This window comes from Methylobacterium sp. M6A4_1b (assembly GCF_053345175.1).
On record NZ_JBKEZQ010000030.1, the window covers coordinates 1 to 16,875 of the forward strand.

Sequence of the window (16,875 nt, forward strand, 5' to 3'; positions counted from 1 at the left end):
CTCGAGGAGGAGACGGTTCTGGCGCGGTCCGGGGCGGAGGCGCAGCGCAAGGCGGCGATGCGGGCGATGGCCGAGAGCTTCGAGGGGGCGGTGGGCGGCATCATCAGCATGGTGACGAGCTCGGCCACCGAGCTGCAGGCCACCGCCCAGAGCATGGCCGGCACCGCCACCCAGACGGCCAACCAGTCCACCAGCGTGGCCGCGGCCGCCGACGAGGCGGCCTGCAACGTCAACACCGTGGCGGCGGCGGCCGAGGAGCTCGGCTCCTCGGTGCAGGAGATCGGCCGCCAGGTCAGCAACTCGGCCGCCATGGCCCAGACCGCCGTGGCCGAGGCCGCCCAGACCGCCACCTTCGTGCAGACCCTCAACACGGCGGTGGCGCGCATCGGCGACGTGGTGACGATGATCACCTCGATCGCGGGCCAGACCAACCTGCTGGCGCTGAACGCCACCATCGAGGCGGCGCGGGCCGGCGAGGCGGGGCGGGGCTTCGCGGTGGTGGCGGCCGAGGTCAAGGAGCTGGCCAACCAGACGGCGCGGGCCACCGAGGAGATCGGCGGGCAGATCGCCCAGATCCAGGGCTCGACGGGCCAGGCGGTGGAGGCGATCGGCGGGATCGCGGCGCGCATCCGCGAGATCAGCGGCGTGGCCACCTCGATCTCGGCGGCGGTGGAGGAGCAGGGGGCGGCGACCCAGGAGATCGTGCGCAACGTGGCCCAGGCGGCGCAGGGCACGGGGGCGGTGACGACCAACATCGCGGGCGTGGCCGGCGCGGCCGAGGAGACGGGCGCGGCCGCCGCCCAGGTGCTGGGCGCCGCCTCCGAGCTGTCGCGCCAGTCCGAGCATCTCAGCGCCGAGGTCCAGCGCTTCCTCGCCACCGTACGCGCCGCCTGAGAGCGGCCCCCGGCCACCGTACGCGCCGCCTGAAAAGCGCCGCCCGGGGCCACACGCCGCTCGGCACAGGAAGGACCCGGAGCGATCCGGGCCCTTCGGCGTCTCAGGCCCGGCGAACGGGCTGGTCCAGGCCGCCGGCCTCGACCACGAAGCGCGCGATGGCATCCGCCCCGTGGCCGTCGCGAAGCGACGAGAACACGTAGGGCCGGGCGCCGCGCATGCGCTTCGTGTCCGCCTCCATGACGCCGAGATCCGCGCCCACGAAGGGGGCGAGGTCGGTCTTGTTGACGATGAGCAGATCCGAGCGGGTGATGCCGGGGCCGCCCTTCCGGGGGATCTTCTCGCCCCCCGCCACGTCGATGACGTAGAGGGTGATGTCGGCGAGCTCCGGCGAGAAGGTCGCCGCGAGGTTGTCGCCGCCGGACTCGATCAGGATCAGGTCGAGCTTCGGGAAGCGCCGGCGCATCTCGGCCACCGCCGCGAGATTGATCGAGGCGTCCTCGCGGATCGCCGTGTGCGGGCAGCCGCCGGTCTCGACGCCCATGATCCGTTCCTCCGGCAGGGCGCCGGCCACGGTGAGCAGGCGGGCATCCTCCTTGGTGTAGATGTCGTTGGTGATCGCGCAGATCTCGTAGGTGTCGCGGAAGCGCTTGCAGAGCTGCTCCATCAGCGCGGTCTTGCCGGAGCCGACCGGGCCGCCGATGCCGACGCGGAGCGGGCCGTTGGGAGAGGTGCCGTTGGCGGAGATCATGGCAGGGTCCTCAAGAGGGGGCCTCAGGAGCGGAAGATCCGGGAATACTGGGTCTCGTGCCGGAACGAGCCGAGGTCGAGATTCAGGGTGGCGCTGCCGAGATCGTCGAGGGTCAGGCCCGGAATCGTGCCGGCGAGCGCCGTCACCCGCGGCGTCAGGGCGGCGATGACCCGGGTGCCCGCGCTCTGGCCGATGGGCGCGCAGCGCAGGGCCGCCGAAACGAGGTTCTGCAGGAAGGCGAGGCCGAAGCCGGCGAGCACCGGGGCCGGCGCCATGCGGTGGGCGCCCGCCGCGAGGCCGACGGCGACGGGATAGGCCACCGCGCCGTCGAGGCTGGCCGCGAGGGAGTCGAGGCCGGGCGTGCTCCAGGCCGCCGCGGTGGCGTCGAGGAAGCTGCGGCCCTGCTGGCTCGTCTCCAGGTGGAGTTCGCGCGACGGGGCCAGCGCCAGGGCGAGCTCGTTGACCTCGGCCAGCGCCCGCGCATCCCCGGCGAGCGACACCGCGTGGGCCTGGGCCAGGAGGATCAGGTCGTTGCGGCCCGAGCCGTGTTCGAGCACGTCGGCCAGCCAGTCCGTCAGGGAGGCCTCGTCGCCGACCTCGCCGCTCTCCACCGCGCCCTCGAGCCCGTGCGAATAGGCGTAGGCGCCCACCGGATAGCCCGGCGACAGCCACGCCATCAGGCGCAGGGCCTCAATCATGGTCGTGGTGATGCCCGTCGTGGGGGTGGTGGCCGTGGGGGTGGTGGCCGTGGTGGTGATGGCCGGCGGCCTCGCCCGCATAGGCGCCGCCCTCCGGCCGGAACGGGCGCTCCACCGCCTCGGCGCTGCCCCCTAAGCCCCGCACCATCTCGGCGAGCACGTGGTCGAAGCCGATATAGACGGCGTCGGCCCCGATCTCGGCCGGGATGTGCCGGTTGCCGATGTGCCAGATCAGGCGCTTGAGGGCGTGGTCGTCGGGCGCGCGGATCTCCAGCAGCGGCTCCGGCGCGGCCTCGACCCAGACGAGGCGCCCGTCCTGCAGCACCAGGGCGTCGCCGTCGTCGAGCACGGTGGGCTCCGGCAGATCGAGCAGGAACGCCAGCCCGCCGGCGGTGCGCATCGCCAGGCGCCGGCGGTGCCGGTCGCCGTGGTCGAGCACGATGCGGTCGACGATCTCGCCGGACAGGGCATCGCGGCGCAGGACCCTCGTGGCGCGGATCAGGGCCGGGGCATGGGCGTTCGGCGGCGTCTCGCGCGGTGCGGCGGCGGCCTGAGAGGTCGGGTTCGAGGGGGCCAGGGTCGCAATCCTCGTCCAAGATGGGCGCCCCGGGACAGGGGCCGGTTTCTACGAACGTGCGCTCCCCCGCGGCGGAGCCGCACCGGCTCAGAACAGGAAGTACCGCTGCGCCATCGGCAGCACCTCGGCGGGCTCGCAGACCAGGAGTTCCCCGTCGGCGCGGACATCGTAGGTCTCGGGGTCGACCTCGATGGTCGGGGTGGCGTCGTTGAGGATCATGCTCTTCTTCGAGATGCCGCCGCGCACGTTCTCCACGGCGACGAGGCGCTTCTGGAGCCCGAGGCGCTCGCCGAGGCCGTCCTCGATCGCCGCCTTCGACACGAAGGTCAGGGCGGTGGCGAAGGGCACGCGGCCGAAGGACCCGAACATCGGGCGGTAATGCACCGGCTGCGGCGTCGGGATCGAGGCGTTGGGATCGCCCATCGGGGCCGTCGCGATGGCGCCGCCCTTGATCACGAGGTCGGGCTTCACCCCGAAGAAGGCCGGCGTCCAGAGCACGAGGTCGGCGAGCTTGCCCGGCTCCACCGAGCCGACATGCGCCGAGACGCCGTGCGCGATGGCCGGGTTGATGGTGTATTTCGCCACGTAGCGGCGGGCGCGCAGGTTGTCGTTCCCGCTCGTGTCTCCCGGCAGCGCGCCCCGCTGGCGCTTCATCTTGTCCGCCGTCTGCCAGGTGCGGATGACGACTTCGCCGACCCGGCCCATGGCCTGGCTGTCCGAGGACATCATCGAGAGGGCGCCGATGTCGTGCAGGATGTCCTCGGCCGCGATGGTCTCGCGGCGGATGCGGCTCTCGGCGAAGGCGAGGTCCTCGGGGATGGCCGGGTCGAGGTGGTGGCACACCATCAGCATGTCGAGATGCTCGTCGATGGTGTTCTTCGTATAGGGCCGCGTCGGGTTGGTGGACGAGGGCAGCACGTTGGCGAGCCCCGCGACCTTCATGATGTCGGGGGCGTGGCCGCCGCCCGCCCCCTCCGTGTGGAAGGCGTGGATGGTCCGTCCCGCAAACGCCCGGATCGTATCCTCGACGAAGCCCGACTCGTTGAGGGTGTCGGAGTGGATCATCACCTGCACGTCGTGGAGGTCGGCGACCGTGAGGCAGGTGTCGATGGCGGCGGGCGTTGTGCCCCAATCCTCGTGCAGCTTGAGGGCGCAGGCGCCAGCGCGGATCATCTCGACGAGGCTCTCGGGCCGCGCGGCGTTGCCCTTGCCCGCGAAGGCGAGGTTCATCGGAAACGCCTCCGCCGCCTCGATCATCCGGGCGAGATGCCAGGGGCCAGGGGTGCAGGTGGTGGCGAAGGTGCCGTGCGCCGGGCCGGTGCCGCCGCCGAGCATCGTGGTGATCCCTGAGCACAGGGCCTCGTCGATCTGCTGCGGGCAGATGTAGTGGATGTGGCTGTCGAAGCCGCCGGCCGTGAGGATCTTGCCTTCGCCGGCGATCACCTCGGTGCCGGGGCCGACCACGATGTCGACGCCCGGCTGGATGTCCGGATTCCCGGCCTTGCCGAGCCTGGCGATCCGGCCCTTCACGAGGCCGACGTCGCACTTCACCACCCCCCAATGGTCGAGGACCACCGCGTTGGTGATGACGGTGTCGACCGCGCCGTCCTGGTTGGTGACCTGGGACTGGCCCATGCCGTCGCGGATGACCTTGCCGCCGCCGAACTTCACCTCCTCGCCGTAGGTGGTGTGGTCGCGCTCGATCTCGATCTCCAGCGACGTGTCGGCGAGCCGGATGCGGTCGCCGGTGGTGGGTCCGAACATGTCGGCATAGGCGGCGCGGGGCAGGGCGGCGCGGGGGGGCAGGGTGGCCATGGTGTCAGAGCGCTCCCATCACGTCGCCGCGGAACCCGTACACGGTCCGGTTCCCGCCGAGCGGCACCAGCACGACCTCGCGGGTCACGCCGGGCTCGAAGCGCACCGCCGTGCCGGGGGCGATGTCGAGGCGCTGGCCCCGGGCCTTCTCGCGCTCGAAGGTCAGGCCCGGATTGACCTCGTAGAAGTGGTAGTGCGAGCCGACCTGGATCGGCCGGTCGCCGACGTTGGACACGCTCAACAGGGTGCGGGGGGCACCCTCGTTGAAGACGATCTCGCCGGGCAGCGTGGTCACGGTGCCCGGCACCTCGGCCGAGGCCGCGCCCCGGATCGGGTGGTGCACGGTGACGAGCTTGGTGCCGTCCGGAAAGGTCGCCTCGACCTGGATGTCGTGGATCATCTCGGGAATGCCGTCCATGCACTGCGCGGCGGTGAGCACGTGCCCGCCGGCCTGCATCAGGTCCGAGACCGAGCGCCCGTCGCGGGCGCCCTCGACCACGAAGTCGCTGATCAGCGCCACCGCCTCGGGATAGTTCAGCTTCACGCCGCGGCCGAGCCGGTTGCGGGCCACCTGCGCGGCCATGGCGAGGAGGAGCTTGTCCTTTTCGCGTGGGGTCAGGAGCACGGGGGAACCTCGGGGCTTGGGCGCGGACGTCTCTGACGCGGACGTCTCGGGCCCGAGAAGGCAAGGACCGTGCGCGGCGGGGCCGCGCCTCGGCGACGCGGCGCGCATGGATGCATCCCTGGCGAGCGAGCGCAAGCGCCCGGCGGCCCGCCCGCCGGTTGACAGGACGCGGCTCCCCGGCCGAACAGCGGGACCGTCCCTCACCCGCAGCCAAGGGCCGGCCGTTGACCTATCCCCGCGACCTCGTCGGCTACGGCCGCACCCCACCGCATCCGCGCTGGCCGGATGGCGCGCGCATCGCGGTGCAGATCGTGCTGAACTACGAGGAGGGCGGGGAGAACTGCATCCTGCACGGGGATGCGGCCTCCGAGGCCTTCCTGTCGGAGCTCGTCGGGGCGCAGCCCTGGCCGGGCCAGCGCCACATGAGCCTGGAATCCCTGTTCGAGTACGGCGCGCGCGCCGGGTTCTGGCGGCTCTGGCGGCTGTTTCGCGCGCGCAACATCCCGGTGACCGCCTTCGCGGTCGCCACGGCGCTCGCCCGCCACCCGGACGTCGCCGCGGCGATGCGCGAGGCCGATTGGGAGATCGCCTGCCACGGCCTCAAGTGGATCGACTACCGCGACTTCACCCGCGCCGAGGAGAAGGCGCACATGGACGAGGCGATCCGCATCCACACCGCGCTCACGGGCGAACGGCCGCGCGGCTGGTACACCGGGCGTTCCTCGCCCCACACCCTCGACCTCGGGATCGAGGCCGGGATGACGTATCTCGCCGATTCCTACGCCGACGACCTGCCGTACTGGATCGACGAGCCCAGCGGCCGGGGCCTCGTGGTGCCCTACACGCTGGACGCCAACGACATGAAATGCGCCGCGATCCAGGGCTTCAACACCGGCGAGCATGTCTTCACCTACCTGCGCGACACCTTCGACGCGCTCTACGCAGAGGGCGCGGAGGCGCCCAAGATGATGTCGGTGGGCCTGCATTGCCGTCTCATCGGCCGGCCGGGGCGGATCGGCGCCCTGGTCCGCTTCCTCGATCACATCGCAGCCCACGACCACGTCTGGGTCGCCCGCCGCATCGATATCGCCGAGCACTGGATCCGGCACCACCCGCCGGCCTGAGGCTCCGCCATGAGAGAGATCCGCACGGACGCCGTCCCACCTCCCGCCCGCCGCCGCCGCAAGGACGGCGAGGCGCGGCGGGAAGCCATCCTCGATGCCGGGCTCGCCGTCTTCTCGAGCCTCGGGCTGCACGGGGCCAGCGTCGAGGGCATCGCCGAGCGCGCCGGCCTCTCGAAGACCAACCTGCTCTACTACTTCCCCTCGAAGGAGGCGCTCTACGTGGCGGTGCTGCGCCGGGTGCTCGCGGTCTGGCTCGATCCGCTCCAGTCCCTCGATGCCGGCAGCGAGCCGGCCGCGGCCTTCCGGGGCTACATCCGCGCCAAGCTCACCCTGTCGCGGGACGCGCCCCAGGCCTCGCGGTTGTTCTGCCTGGAGATCGTCCAGGGCGCGCCCCTGCTGCGGCCCGAACTCGAGGGCCCCCTGCGCGACCTCGTCGCGGCCAAGGCCGCGATCATCCGGGGCTGGAGCGCGGCCGGCCGGATCGGCCCGCACGACCCCCATCACCTGATCTTCTCGATCTGGGCGATCACCCAGCACTATGCCGATTTCGCCGTGCAGGTGGATGCCGTGACCGGGCGCGGCCTCGACGACCCGGACTTCTTCGAAGGCGTGGTCGCCAGCACCCAGGCCCTGATCCTGGCCGGCCTCGGCCTGCGCTGACCCCGAAACTCCGCCCCCGGCCTGGGCAGGGAGCGCCCAAACGGCCGGCAGACCGCAGAGATTTTCGGCAAGCGGCCGAAAACCGCCCGGGAGAGTTTGACCGTTCGGTCCGAATAGGCTTGGATCGAAGCGGCCGGGGGCGATTCACAGTCTCCGCACCGTGTTCGACCCTCCCTGGACTTGAACGGTCCGGGTCACGCTTTCTCAAAGTCTTGTCTTTATCCGGGTCAGGCCCGTGCGAGCGAGGTTGCCATGAATGTCGGCGTCTTCATCCCGATCGGAAACAACGGCTGGCTCCTGTCGGAGAACGCACCGCAGTACAAGCCGAGCTTCGAGCTGAACAAGCAGGTGGTCCTGAAGGCCGAGGGCTACGGCCTCGACTTCGCCCTGTCGATGATCAAGCTGCGGGGCTTCGGCGGCAAGACCGAGTTCTGGGATCACAACCTCGAATCCTTCACGCTGATGGCGGGCCTGGCGGCCGTCACCAGCCGGATCAAGCTGTTCGCCACGGCCGCCACCCTGTGCATGCCCCCCGCCATCACGGCGCGGATGGCCGCCACCATCGATTCGATCTCGAACGGGCGCTTCGGCCTTAACCTCGTCACCGGCTGGCAGCGGCCGGAATATTCGCAGATGGGCCTCTGGCCGGGGGACGAGTACTTCTCCCGCCGGTACGAATATCTCGGCGAGTACGCCCAGGTGCTGCGCGACCTCTGGGAAACGGGGACTTGCGACCGCAAGGGCGAGTTCTTCCAGATGGACGATTGCCGCCTGAGCCCGCGCCCGCAAGCCGAGATGAAGATCATCTGCGCCGGGCAATCGACCGCCGGCATGGCGTTCACGGCCCAGTACGCCGACTATAATTTCTGCTTCGGCAAGGGGGTCAACACCCCGACCGCCTTCGCGCCGACGGTGGAGCGCCTGGAGGCCGCCAAGGCGGTCACGGGGCGCGACGTCTCCTCCTACGTGCTGTTCATGATCATCGCCGACGAGACCGACGAGGCGGCGCGGGCCACCTGGGAGCACTACAAGGCCGGCGCCGACCAGGAGGCGATCGCCTGGCTCGGGGTCCAGGGCGCCGCCGACACCAAGTCTGGCTCCGACACCAACGTGCGCCAGATGGTCGACCCGACCTCGGCGGTGAACATCAACATGGGAACGCTGGTGGGCTCCTACGCCGAGGTGGCGCGGATGCTCGACGAGGTCGCGACCGTGCCGGGCACGGAGGGCGTGCTCCTGGTGTTCGACGACTTCCTGGAGGGCCTCGACGCCTACGGCACCCGCATCCAGCCTCTGATGACGAGCCGCGCGCACATCCAAGCCGGGGCCGAAGCGGGGGCCGAGCCGATGGCGAAGGTGGCATGATGGACGGCCCCACCCAGCCCGCCGGCTATACCGATCCGCAGGGGCGCCAGGGCGGCATCACCCTGGCGGCCCGGCCCGAGCCCATCGCCTTCGACGCGGGCGCCACCGCGCTGATCGTCGTCGACATGCAGAACGCCTACACCACGAAAGGGGGCTACCTCGATCTCGCCGGCTTCGACGTCTCCGGCACGGAGCCGGTGGTGGCGCAGATCGCCCGGGCGGTCGGCGCGGCGCGGGCGGCCGGCATCCGGATCGTCTGGTTCCAGAACGGCTGGGATCCGGACTACGTCGAGGCCGGCGGGCCGGGCTCGCCGAACTGGCACAAGTCCAACGCCCTCAAGACCATGCGCGCCCGGCCCGGCATGAACGAGCGCCTGCTCGCCAGGGGCACCTGGGACTACGCCCTGGTGGACGCCCTCGCGCCCGAGCCCGGCGACATCGTGCTGGGCAAGCCGCGCTACAGCGGCTTCTACAACACCCAGCTCGACAGCCTGCTGCGCGCGGCCGGCATCCGCACCCTGGTCTTCACCGGCATCGCCACCAACGTCTGCGTGGAATCGACCCTGCGCGACGGCTTCTTCCTCGAATATTTCGGCATCGTGCTGGCCGACGCCACGCATCAGGCCGGCCCGCCGGCCCTGCAGACGGGGGCGCTCGCCAACATCGAGACCTTCTTCGGCTGGGTCTCGGACGTCGCCGCCTTCGAGGCGGCGCTGGGGCCGGACCTTCGACGAACGGAGGCCGCGGAATAAGGGGCCGCCCCTTGCCAGGATGTCCGAGTCGCACAGCGCGGCCGCATCGCGCATGTCCTCCCCCTCTGCGGGGCAGGAACCCGCCCGTGGACGAGGCTCGCCCGGACGGCCGAGACAGACGTGTGCGGCAGCGAGCCATCAGCGGCATGGGTGCCCGGTCGCGCATCCCGCCACCCCTCAGCCCGGCCCATGTCCAGGCCGATCGAGTCGCCCCCCAGGAGCACCGAAAAGAATGCCCAAATCCGTGATCGTCCCGCCCGGCACCGGCAAGCCGCTGGCGCCCTACGTGCCCGGCACCCTCGCGGACGGCGTGCTCTACGTCTCGGGCACGCTGCCCCTCGATGCGGACGCGAACGTCGTCCATGTGGGCGACGCCGCCGCGCAGACCCGGCACGTGCTGGAGACGATCAAGGGCGTGGTCACCGCCGCGGGCGGCACCATGGACGACGTCACCTTCAACCACGTCTTCCTCAAGGACTGGGCCGACTACGCCGCCATCAACGAGGTCTATGCCACGTATTTCCCCGGCGAGAAGCCGGCGCGCTACTGCATCCAGTGCGGGCTGGTGAAGCCCGACGCCCTGGTGGAGATCGCCTCCGTGGCGCATGTGGGCAGGGCCTGAGGCTTCCCGATGGGCAGCGCGATCCACCATGCCGTGCACGGCACCGGCGACCGCACGGTGCTGCTGTCGCCGGGTCTCGGCGGCTCGGCCGCCTACTTCGCGCCGCAGATGACGGCGCTGACCGAGCGGTTCCGCGTCGTCACCTACGACCATCGCGGCACCGGCCGCTCCGGCGGCCCCCTCGAACCCGGCCACGACATCGCCGCCATGGCCCGCGACGCCCTCGCGGTGATGGAGGCCTGCGGCGTCGCCCGCTGCGACGTCGTCGGGCACGCCCTCGGCGGGCTGATCGGCCTCGAACTCGCCCGCACCCATCCGGAGCGCGTCGGCCGCCTCGCGGTGGTCAATGGCTGGGCCAAGGCGGATACCGCGACGAAGCGCTGCTTTGCCGCCCGCAAGGTGCTGCTGGCGGCGAGCCCCGAGGCCTATGTCCGCGCCCAGGCGATCTTCCTCTATCCGGCGCCGTGGCTCTCGCGGAACGCGGCCCGCGTGGCCGAGGACGAGGCGCAGGCCCTGGCGCATTTCCCCGGCCGCGAGACCGTGCTGGCCCGGATCGCCGCCCTCGAGGCCTTCGACCTGACGGCGGATCTCGAGGGGATCGGGCACGAGACCCTGGTGATGGCAGCGGAAGACGACGTCCTGGTGCCCTATCTGTGCTCGGAGGACCTTGCGCGCGGCCTGCCGAACGCGCACCTCGACCGGGTCCCCAGCGGCGGCCACGCGCACAGCGTCACCCGCGCCGATGCCTTCAACCGGACGCTCGTGGCGTTCCTCGACCGACAGGAGTGATCACCGTGAGCCAGACGAGGCCGAGCGAGGCGGCGCCCCCATCCGTCGAGGCCGACGCCTTTGCCGTCGAGGCGAGCGCCTTCCGCGGCGCCATGGCGCGCGTGGCCAGTGCGGTCCATCTCGTTACCACGGACGGCGCGGGCGGGCGGGCGGGGTTCACTGCCTCGGCGGTGTGCAGCGTGAGCGACGGGCCGCCGACGCTGCTGGTCTGCATCAACCGGTCGTCCTCCGCCTACGCGGCGATCAGTGCCAACGAAGGCCTCTGCGTCAACACCCTGGCGCACGACCAGTCGGGCGTCGCCGCCGCCTTCGGCGGCCGCACGCCGATGGCGGCGCGCTTCGAAGCCGGCAGCTGGACCACCCTCGTCACCGGCGCGCCGGCCCTTCTCGGGGCGTTGACGGCCTTCGATTGCCGCATCGTCGGCCGTCACCCGGTGGGCACCCACGACGTGCTCTACTGCGAGGTCGTGGGCCTCGCCGAGCCGGGCGACGGGCCCGGGCTCGTCTACGCCGACCGGGGCTACCACACGGTGCCGCTCGGCGCGGCGGCCCCGCGCGAGGCCGCCGCCTGAGGGCGGGTTCGCCGCAGCGGTCCGACTGCGCCGAGGCGCGAGGCCTACCAGCGGTCGCCGCGGCGAGCGCGGACCGAACCGGTGCCGGTCTCGTCCCGGTAGCCCTGGGAAACGGCGGCCCGAGCGCGGCCGTCGCGCAATTCGTCGACATTGCGGGCGGCCGCCTGGCCTGCGAGGCCCCCCGGCGCCACGGCGGCGGGGATGCCGGCGGGGGCATTGTAGCTCTGGGCGAGGGCGCCCGAGGCGGACAGGCCGACGGCGACGGCGAGGGCGGCGGTGAGATGGCGATGGATCATGGCGGTCATCCTGGATCGAACGGGTGCCGTGGAGACGCGAAGCACACCCGTCGAGTTCCTAGAATTTGTGCATGTCTGCCGAATGAAACAACAGCAAATGCTTTCCGACTGTGCAATTGAAGTGCGGTTGCGGCGGCAATAGTCCGGCCGACAGCGACACGCAGAGCAAGCGCGATACAATTTCGCTCGTCCGATCAGTGGCTTGTGCAAATGCCTCTTATTCCCGCAGCCCGCGCGGCGCACTGGCACGATCCTGGGGCGGCAGGTGCGGCACGGCACAGGCGCCGCCCTCCGGGCGGTCCGCCGGGCGCGCGCAGGGACACCGGGACCGAAGCGCTTTCCCCGGTCTCCGGACGGTCGCCCGTCAGCCGGCGCGGCCGATGGTGGCCTCGATCTGGCCGTGGGGCTCGTCGGTGGGCAGGAAGACCTGTCCGCCATGGGCGATGCCGAAGGGCGCGAGATTCATCGGGATGTAGTGCTTGTTGGGCATCGCGAACTGGATCTCGGCGATGTCGGGACGGGCCGCCAGCACCGCCTCGCCCATCCGGTACATGCTGTCCTGGACGCCGGCGCTGTAGGTGGTGGCGAAGACCGTGATCAGCGTGTCGAGGATGCCCGCGTTGGCCGCCACCGGGTCCTCCGGCGGCGCGGTCCAGGTCCAGGTCGCGTCCATGCTGGTGGCACAGATGCGGTCGTCGGTGTCCGGCAGGGTGCGGAAGGCGTCCTCGACGAAGTCGGACCAGCCGGATTCGGTGGTCTTCATCAGGGTGTAGCCCCGCAGGCCCGATTGCAGCACCGACCCGTCCCGGTCGGCCACCAGCCGGACGAAGGGTTGGCCGTTGCCGTCGAGGGTGAAGGCGTGGGGGTGCGGCGCGCCGTCGACCACCCGGCGCAGCCAGCGCGTCTCCAGGGCCTCGATGGTGACGGCGGCGACCTGCGGGTAGCGCTCCAGGAACAGGGCGGCGACGTGTCCGACGAAGGCTTCGGTCTCGGCCTCGACGTACTGGGCCGCGGTGACGTTGACGATGTTCTTGATGCTGTCCGTCGCGATGACCTGCCGGTTGTCCGCCGCCGTCCAGGCCGCGCCGAAATCGCCCTCCAGCAGCACCGTGAGGGTGAGTTCGCGCACCGCGTGGCGGGCGCTGGCCCGGGCGAGCCGGAGCACCCGCACGCGGCCCTTGCCGTAGCGTGCCTTGGTCAGCGCCATGATGGGTCTCCTCCGGTGATGGGATGCGAGGATCTCACGCCTCGGCGGCGTGGGCGAGGCGGGCCGCCTCGGCCCGGGCGCCCGCCCGGCTGCCGAGCCCGTTGAAGAACAGGTTCAGGATCACCGCCGACAGGGCGGCGAGGAGGATGCCGGATTCCAGCAGCGGATGCAGCACGTCGGGCATCTGCTTGAAGAAGGCGGGCGCCACCAGGGGGATCAGCCCGAAGCCCACCGACACCGCGACGACGAACAGGTTGTTGCGGTTGCCGGCGAAATCCACCGCACCGAGGATGCGCGTGCCCGTGGCCGCCACCATGCCGAACATGACGAGCCCGGCCCCGCCGAGGACGCATGGCGGCACCGCCTCCACCAGGGCGGCGAGCTTCGGGATCAGGCCGAGGACCAGCATCACCAGGCCGCCGATCACCGTGACCCAGCGCGAGCGCACGCCGGTGACGCCGACGAGGCCGATGTTCTGCGAGAACGAAGTGTACGGGAAGGTGTTGAACACGCCGCCGAGCATCGTGCCGAGGCCGTCGGCCCGCAGGCCGCGGATCAGACGCTTCTCGTCCACGGTCTCGCCGGTGATCTCGGCGAGCGCCAGGAACATGCCGGTGGACTCGATCATCACCACCACCATGACGAGGCAGAGGGTGAGGCTGGCCACGAGGTCGAATTTCGGCACCCCGAAGGCGAGGGGGCGCACCAGTTCGAACCACGGCGCGGCCGCCACCCGCGACAGGTCGACGAGGCCGAAGGCGCCCGCCGCCGCCATGCCGACCACGATGCCGATGAGCACCGAGGCCGAGGCGACGAAGCCGCGGGCGTACCGGGTCAGGGCGAGGATGACGAGGAGGACGAACAGCGCGAGGCCGAGGTAGAGCAGGGCGCCGTATTGCGGGTTGCCGACCCCGCCCGCGGCCCAGTTCACCCCGACCCGCATCAGCGAGATGCCGATGACCAGGATGACGGTGCCGGTGACCACCGGCGGGAACAGGGGCAGCAGGCGCCCCACGAGGGGCGCGGCGAGGAGGGCGAACAGGCCGGCGACGATGACCGCGCCGTAGATGCCGGCGAGCCCGAGGGCGGGGTTGGTGCCCATGGCGATCATGGGCGTCACCGCCGCGAAGGTCACGCCCATCATCACCGGCATGCGGATGCCGATGCCGGGCAGGCCCCAGCTCTGGATCAGGGTGGCGAGGCCGCAGGCGAACAGGTCGGCGCTCACCAGCATCGCCACCTGCTCGGGCGGAAGCTTGAGGGCGCGCCCGACGATGAGCGGCACCGCGACGGCCCCGGCATACATCACCAGGACGTGCTGGAGGCCGAGCAGACCCATGGCCACCGGCGGCACCCGCGCGGCCGGCGCGGACGGGAGGGTCTGAGCCGGGATGGTCTGAGCCGGGATGGTCTGAGCAGAGCCGTGATCCACGCGTCGGTCTCCCGTCCCGCGAGCCCGATGGGGCCGACGCTCCCGAGGTCCGCAAGCCACGTGCCATCCCGGGCCGCCGACCAGAGGGGCCGCGGGCGTCGTTCAAGGGGCCGCGGGCGCCCTCGACCGCGCAGCGGTGCGGTGTAAGATCCGGCGCAACAGCGCGGCTTGACGCTGGTCGGGCGAGGACAGGGACATGATCAGGATCACCGCTCTCGGGGGAGCGCTCCTCTGCGCGGGCCTCGGCCAGCCGGCCCTGGCCCGGGTCACCGCCCTCGAGATCCGGACCGTCGAGCCCTTCGCCGACGGGCAGAGCTTCGGCGAGGCCGGCGCCTACGAGCGGGTGATCGGCGTCGCCCGCGGGGAGCTCGACCCGGCCGACCCGCGCAACGCCGGCATCGTCGACCTCATCCGGGCGCCCCGGAACGCGCGCGGGTTCGTGGAATACAGCACCGATGTCTTCATGCTCCGGCCGAAGGATCCGGCCCGCGCCAGCGGCACGCTGCTCTACGAGGTGCTCAACCGCGGCCGGAAGTTCCTCTTCAACTGGGTCCTCGACGCGCCGCCCCAGGCGGCCCAGGCGGTGAACGATCCGCGCACCGCCCAGGATGCGGGCACCGCCCTGGTCCTGCGCCGGGGCGACACCGTGGTCTGGTCGGGCTGGGAGGCGGAGGCGCTGCGCCAGCAGGGCGGCATGGCGATCGACGTGCCGGTGGCGACCCGGGGCGGGATGCCCATCGTCGAGACCGTGCGCGACGAACTCGTGAGCGCCACCCGGGGGCCGCCCGAGGCGCCCTTCTTCCTCACCTTCAAGGCGGCGAACACCGACAAGACGGGCGCCCGCCTCACCGTTCGCCGCCGGGAGGCGGACACGCCGCGCCCCGTCCCGGACGACGCCTGGACCTTCGCCGGGCCCGGCGAACTGCGCCTCCTGCCCGCCACCGTCAAGCCGGAGCCCGGCACGCTCTACACCCTGACCTACCCGGCGGCGAACCCGAAGGTGCTCGGCATCGGGTTCGCCGCCACCCGGGACGTCGTCGCCCATCTGCGCGGGCCGGCCTCGCCGGGGAACCCGGCGGGCGGCGCGATCCGCCGCGCGGTGGCGCTGGGCATCTCCCAGAGCGGGCGCTTCCTGCGGGACTACGTCCACCAGGGCTTCAACCAGGACGAAGACGGGCGGCGCGTCTTCGACGGGATGCTGCTGCACATCTCCGGCATCGGCGGCGTCTACCTGAACGCCCGCTTCGGCCAGCCCTCGCGCACCAACACCCAGCACGAGGACCACCTCTATCCTGAGAACGCCTTCCCGTTCTCGGCCGCGCCCCAGCACGATCCGGTGACGGGCCGGACCGGCTCGCTGCTGCGCGGGGACGGGTTCGACCCGCTGCTGATGGAGGTCAACACCAGCACCGAGTACTGGCAGAAGGGGGCCTCGCTCCTCACCACCGATCCCCTGGGTCGAAGCGACGCCGCCTTGCCGGAGACCGCCCGGGCCTATCTCGTCTCCAGCGGGTTTCACTACGGGCGCGCCGGGCTGAGCGCGGCCCGCGGGCCGTGTCTGCATCCGCGCAACACGCTCAGCCCGGCCCCGGTCCTGCGCGCCCTCCTGGTCGCCCTGGAGGAATGGGTCTCCCGCGGGGTCGCGCCGCCGCCGAGCCGCGTGCCGAATCTCGCCGACGGGACGCTGGTGGCGGGCGCGGAGACGGGCTTCCCCTACATTCCGGGCCTGCGCCTGCCGGATGCCCCGAACGCGATCACCCGCTTCGCGAGCGCGGTCGATCCCCATCCGGAGAGCGGTCCGCAGTACCGGCCCCTGGTGCCGAAGGTCGATGCCGACGGCCACGACATCGCCGGCATCCGCCTGCCCGACGTCGCCGCGCCGCTCGCGACCCAGACCGGGTGGAACCTCTATGCCGAGCCCTTCCCGGCGGGCGAGCTCTGCGACCGCGAGGGCAGCCGCCTGCCCCTGGCCGAGACCCGGGCCGAGCGCGAGGCGAAGGGCGACCCGCGCCGCTCACTGGCCGAGCGCTACCCGGACCGGGGCGACCGCACGGCGGCGTTCGCCCGTGCGGCGGACGGCCTCGTGGCGGAGCGGCTGCTCCTGCAGGAGGACGCGGAGCGTCTCGTCGCCGCGGTCCGCGCGGCGGAGGCTCAGCCCTGATCCGATGCGCGGGGCGCCCCCTTCTGATCCGATGCGCGGGGCGCCCCCTTGCGCAGGTCGTCGTAGAGGCGCTGGACCTCCTGGATCGTCGCGGAACCCCGGCTCCAGTTCGTCTCGCGGACATTGGTCTCGGTGAAGGCGCTGTGCGAGCTGCCGCCGAAGCCGTTGAAGACCGTCTCGACGCCGTCGACCCGGTAGTCGATGCGGTAGGACGGGGTGAGGCCCGCTCCTTTGCCCGATCCTCTGCCCTTGCCCGTGACCCCGATCCGCACCAGGGCGTCGCCGTGCCGCTTCTGGCAGAAGCGCATGTTCCCGAGGAGCCGGCGCAGGTACTCCTCGGGCTCGGCCAGATCGCCCGCGACCTGGATCAGCGTCGCGTCGGGCGGTAGATGCGTCTTACGGATCATGGCGGGTCTTGCTGCCTGTCGGGTGCCCATCGGCCGGGCGGGATGATCGCCGCCCAGACCACATTTTCGCGCGTCTGGCGATCCATGCGCGGCGGGAGGCCGGCGGCCCGGTGGCCCGTTGCCTGCTA

General features: G+C 71.8%; 17 protein-coding genes and 1 pseudogene. 9 read left to right on the plus strand and 9 right to left on the minus strand.

What is annotated here, in order from left to right:
* Positions 1 to 894, plus strand: an 894-nt coding sequence (locus tag ACLBWX_RS20080; RefSeq protein ID WP_447678180.1) for a methyl-accepting chemotaxis protein, incomplete at its 5' end; no start/stop codon positions are given.
* 103 nt (positions 895 to 997) lie between these two features.
* Here ACLBWX_RS20080 and ureG read toward each other — a convergent pair.
* The 5 genes from ureG to ACLBWX_RS20105 form a co-directional block, all read right to left on the minus strand.
* Entirely contained in the window at positions 998 to 1,645 is a 648-nt protein-coding gene (ureG, locus tag ACLBWX_RS20085) for an urease accessory protein UreG (RefSeq protein ID WP_447678755.1), read from the minus strand.
* A gap of 23 nt (positions 1,646 to 1,668) precedes the next feature.
* On the minus strand, positions 1,669 to 2,343 hold the full coding sequence (locus ACLBWX_RS20090; protein WP_447678787.1) for an urease accessory protein UreF: 675 nt from the start codon (positions 2,341 to 2,343) through the stop codon (positions 1,669 to 1,671).
* Positions 2,336 to 2,845, minus strand: a complete 510-nt coding sequence (locus tag ACLBWX_RS20095; RefSeq protein WP_447678788.1) for an urease accessory protein UreE — start codon at positions 2,843 to 2,845, stop codon at positions 2,336 to 2,338. Before ACLBWX_RS20095 ends, ACLBWX_RS20090 begins: the two co-directional genes overlap by 8 nt.
* 162 nt (positions 2,846 to 3,007) lie before the next feature.
* Positions 3,008 to 4,735 carry an urease subunit alpha gene (gene ureC / locus ACLBWX_RS20100; protein WP_447678756.1) on the minus strand — a complete coding sequence of 576 codons (1,728 nt, stop codon included), beginning with the start codon at positions 4,733 to 4,735 and terminating at the stop codon, positions 3,008 to 3,010.
* Positions 4,736 to 4,739: 4 nt separating this feature from the next.
* Positions 4,740 to 5,360, minus strand: a complete 621-nt coding sequence (locus ACLBWX_RS20105) for an urease subunit gamma (protein ID WP_447678757.1) — start codon at positions 5,358 to 5,360, stop codon at positions 4,740 to 4,742.
* A 224-nt stretch (positions 5,361 to 5,584) separates the two neighbouring features.
* Between ACLBWX_RS20105 and puuE the strand changes: the two are divergent.
* The 7 genes and pseudogenes from puuE to ACLBWX_RS20140 all read left to right on the plus strand — a co-directional run.
* Positions 5,585 to 6,475: pseudogene (gene puuE / locus ACLBWX_RS20110) on the plus strand (allantoinase PuuE); the annotation flags it as partial.
* An 18-nt stretch (positions 6,476 to 6,493) separates the two neighbouring features.
* On the plus strand, positions 6,494 to 7,144 hold the full coding sequence (rutR, locus tag ACLBWX_RS20115) for an HTH-type transcriptional regulator RutR (RefSeq protein WP_447678758.1): 651 nt from the start codon (positions 6,494 to 6,496) through the stop codon (positions 7,142 to 7,144).
* A gap of 252 nt (positions 7,145 to 7,396) precedes the next feature.
* Positions 7,397 to 8,509, plus strand: coding sequence for a pyrimidine utilization protein A (gene rutA / locus ACLBWX_RS20120; protein WP_447678759.1), 1,113 nt, complete (start codon positions 7,397 to 7,399; stop codon positions 8,507 to 8,509).
* Positions 8,509 to 9,261, plus strand: coding sequence for a pyrimidine utilization protein B (rutB, locus tag ACLBWX_RS20125; RefSeq protein ID WP_447678789.1), 753 nt, complete (start codon positions 8,509 to 8,511; stop codon positions 9,259 to 9,261). Before rutA ends, rutB begins: the two co-directional genes overlap by 1 nt.
* Positions 9,262 to 9,493: 232 nt before the next feature.
* The gene (gene rutC, locus ACLBWX_RS20130; RefSeq protein WP_447678760.1) at positions 9,494 to 9,883 is read left to right on the plus strand and encodes a pyrimidine utilization protein C; all 390 of its coding nucleotides are present in this window, start codon (positions 9,494 to 9,496) and stop codon (positions 9,881 to 9,883) included.
* Between the two features lie 9 nt (positions 9,884 to 9,892).
* Complete coding sequence (gene rutD / locus ACLBWX_RS20135) at positions 9,893 to 10,672, plus strand: pyrimidine utilization protein D (RefSeq protein ID WP_447678761.1); 780 nt, start codon at positions 9,893 to 9,895, stop codon at positions 10,670 to 10,672.
* A gap of 92 nt (positions 10,673 to 10,764) precedes the next feature.
* Positions 10,765 to 11,244, plus strand: coding sequence for a flavin reductase (locus ACLBWX_RS20140; protein WP_447678790.1), 480 nt, complete (start codon positions 10,765 to 10,767; stop codon positions 11,242 to 11,244).
* Between the two features lie 44 nt (positions 11,245 to 11,288).
* Here the strand turns inward: ACLBWX_RS20140 and ACLBWX_RS20145 are convergent, their stop codons facing one another.
* From ACLBWX_RS20145 to ACLBWX_RS20155, 3 genes are all read right to left on the minus strand, one after another.
* A complete protein-coding gene (locus ACLBWX_RS20145) occupies positions 11,289 to 11,540 on the minus strand; it encodes a hypothetical protein (protein ID WP_447678762.1) in 252 nt (83 codons plus the stop codon).
* A 364-nt stretch (positions 11,541 to 11,904) separates the two neighbouring features.
* A complete protein-coding gene (pucL, locus tag ACLBWX_RS20150) occupies positions 11,905 to 12,747 on the minus strand; it encodes a factor-independent urate hydroxylase (RefSeq protein WP_447678763.1) in 843 nt (280 codons plus the stop codon).
* A gap of 34 nt (positions 12,748 to 12,781) precedes the next feature.
* A complete protein-coding gene (locus ACLBWX_RS20155) occupies positions 12,782 to 14,086 on the minus strand; it encodes a nucleobase:cation symporter-2 family protein (protein WP_447678791.1) in 1,305 nt (434 codons plus the stop codon).
* Positions 14,087 to 14,375: 289 nt separating this feature from the next.
* Between ACLBWX_RS20155 and ACLBWX_RS20160 the strand changes: the two genes are divergently transcribed.
* Positions 14,376 to 16,340, plus strand: coding sequence for an alpha/beta hydrolase domain-containing protein (locus ACLBWX_RS20160; protein WP_447678764.1), 1,965 nt, complete (start codon positions 14,376 to 14,378; stop codon positions 16,338 to 16,340).
* Here the strand turns inward: ACLBWX_RS20160 and ACLBWX_RS20165 are convergent.
* Positions 16,331 to 16,747, minus strand: a complete 417-nt coding sequence (locus ACLBWX_RS20165) for a hypothetical protein (RefSeq protein WP_447678765.1) — start codon at positions 16,745 to 16,747, stop codon at positions 16,331 to 16,333. The genes ACLBWX_RS20160 and ACLBWX_RS20165 overlap by 10 nt on opposite strands.
* Positions 16,748 to 16,875: the final 128 nt, after the last annotated feature.

Coding starts and splice junctions, on each gene's coding strand:
- ACLBWX_RS20090 (WP_447678787.1), bottom strand. CDS start 2,343: ATGATTGAGGCCCTGCGCCTGATGGCGTGGCTGTCGCCGGGCTATCCG.
- ACLBWX_RS20160 (WP_447678764.1), top strand. CDS start 14,376: ATGATCAGGATCACCGCTCTCGGGGGAGCGCTCCTCTGCGCGGGCCTC.
- ACLBWX_RS20165 (WP_447678765.1), bottom strand. CDS start 16,747: ATGATCCGTAAGACGCATCTACCGCCCGACGCGACGCTGATCCAGGTC.
- rutA (WP_447678759.1), top strand. CDS start 7,397: ATGAATGTCGGCGTCTTCATCCCGATCGGAAACAACGGCTGGCTCCTG.
- rutD (WP_447678761.1), top strand. CDS start 9,893: ATGGGCAGCGCGATCCACCATGCCGTGCACGGCACCGGCGACCGCACG.
- rutC (WP_447678760.1), top strand. CDS start 9,494: ATGCCCAAATCCGTGATCGTCCCGCCCGGCACCGGCAAGCCGCTGGCG.
- ACLBWX_RS20155 (WP_447678791.1), bottom strand. CDS start 14,086: ATGGGTCTGCTCGGCCTCCAGCACGTCCTGGTGATGTATGCCGGGGCC.
- rutB (WP_447678789.1), top strand. CDS start 8,509: ATGGACGGCCCCACCCAGCCCGCCGGCTATACCGATCCGCAGGGGCGC.
- rutR (WP_447678758.1), top strand. CDS start 6,494: ATGAGAGAGATCCGCACGGACGCCGTCCCACCTCCCGCCCGCCGCCGC.
- ureC (WP_447678756.1), bottom strand. CDS start 4,735: ATGGCCACCCTGCCCCCCCGCGCCGCCCTGCCCCGCGCCGCCTATGCC.
- ureG (WP_447678755.1), bottom strand. CDS start 1,645: ATGATCTCCGCCAACGGCACCTCTCCCAACGGCCCGCTCCGCGTCGGC.
- pucL (WP_447678763.1), bottom strand. CDS start 12,747: ATGGCGCTGACCAAGGCACGCTACGGCAAGGGCCGCGTGCGGGTGCTC.
- ACLBWX_RS20140 (WP_447678790.1), top strand. CDS start 10,765: ATGGCGCGCGTGGCCAGTGCGGTCCATCTCGTTACCACGGACGGCGCG.
- ACLBWX_RS20145 (WP_447678762.1), bottom strand. CDS start 11,540: ATGATCCATCGCCATCTCACCGCCGCCCTCGCCGTCGCCGTCGGCCTG.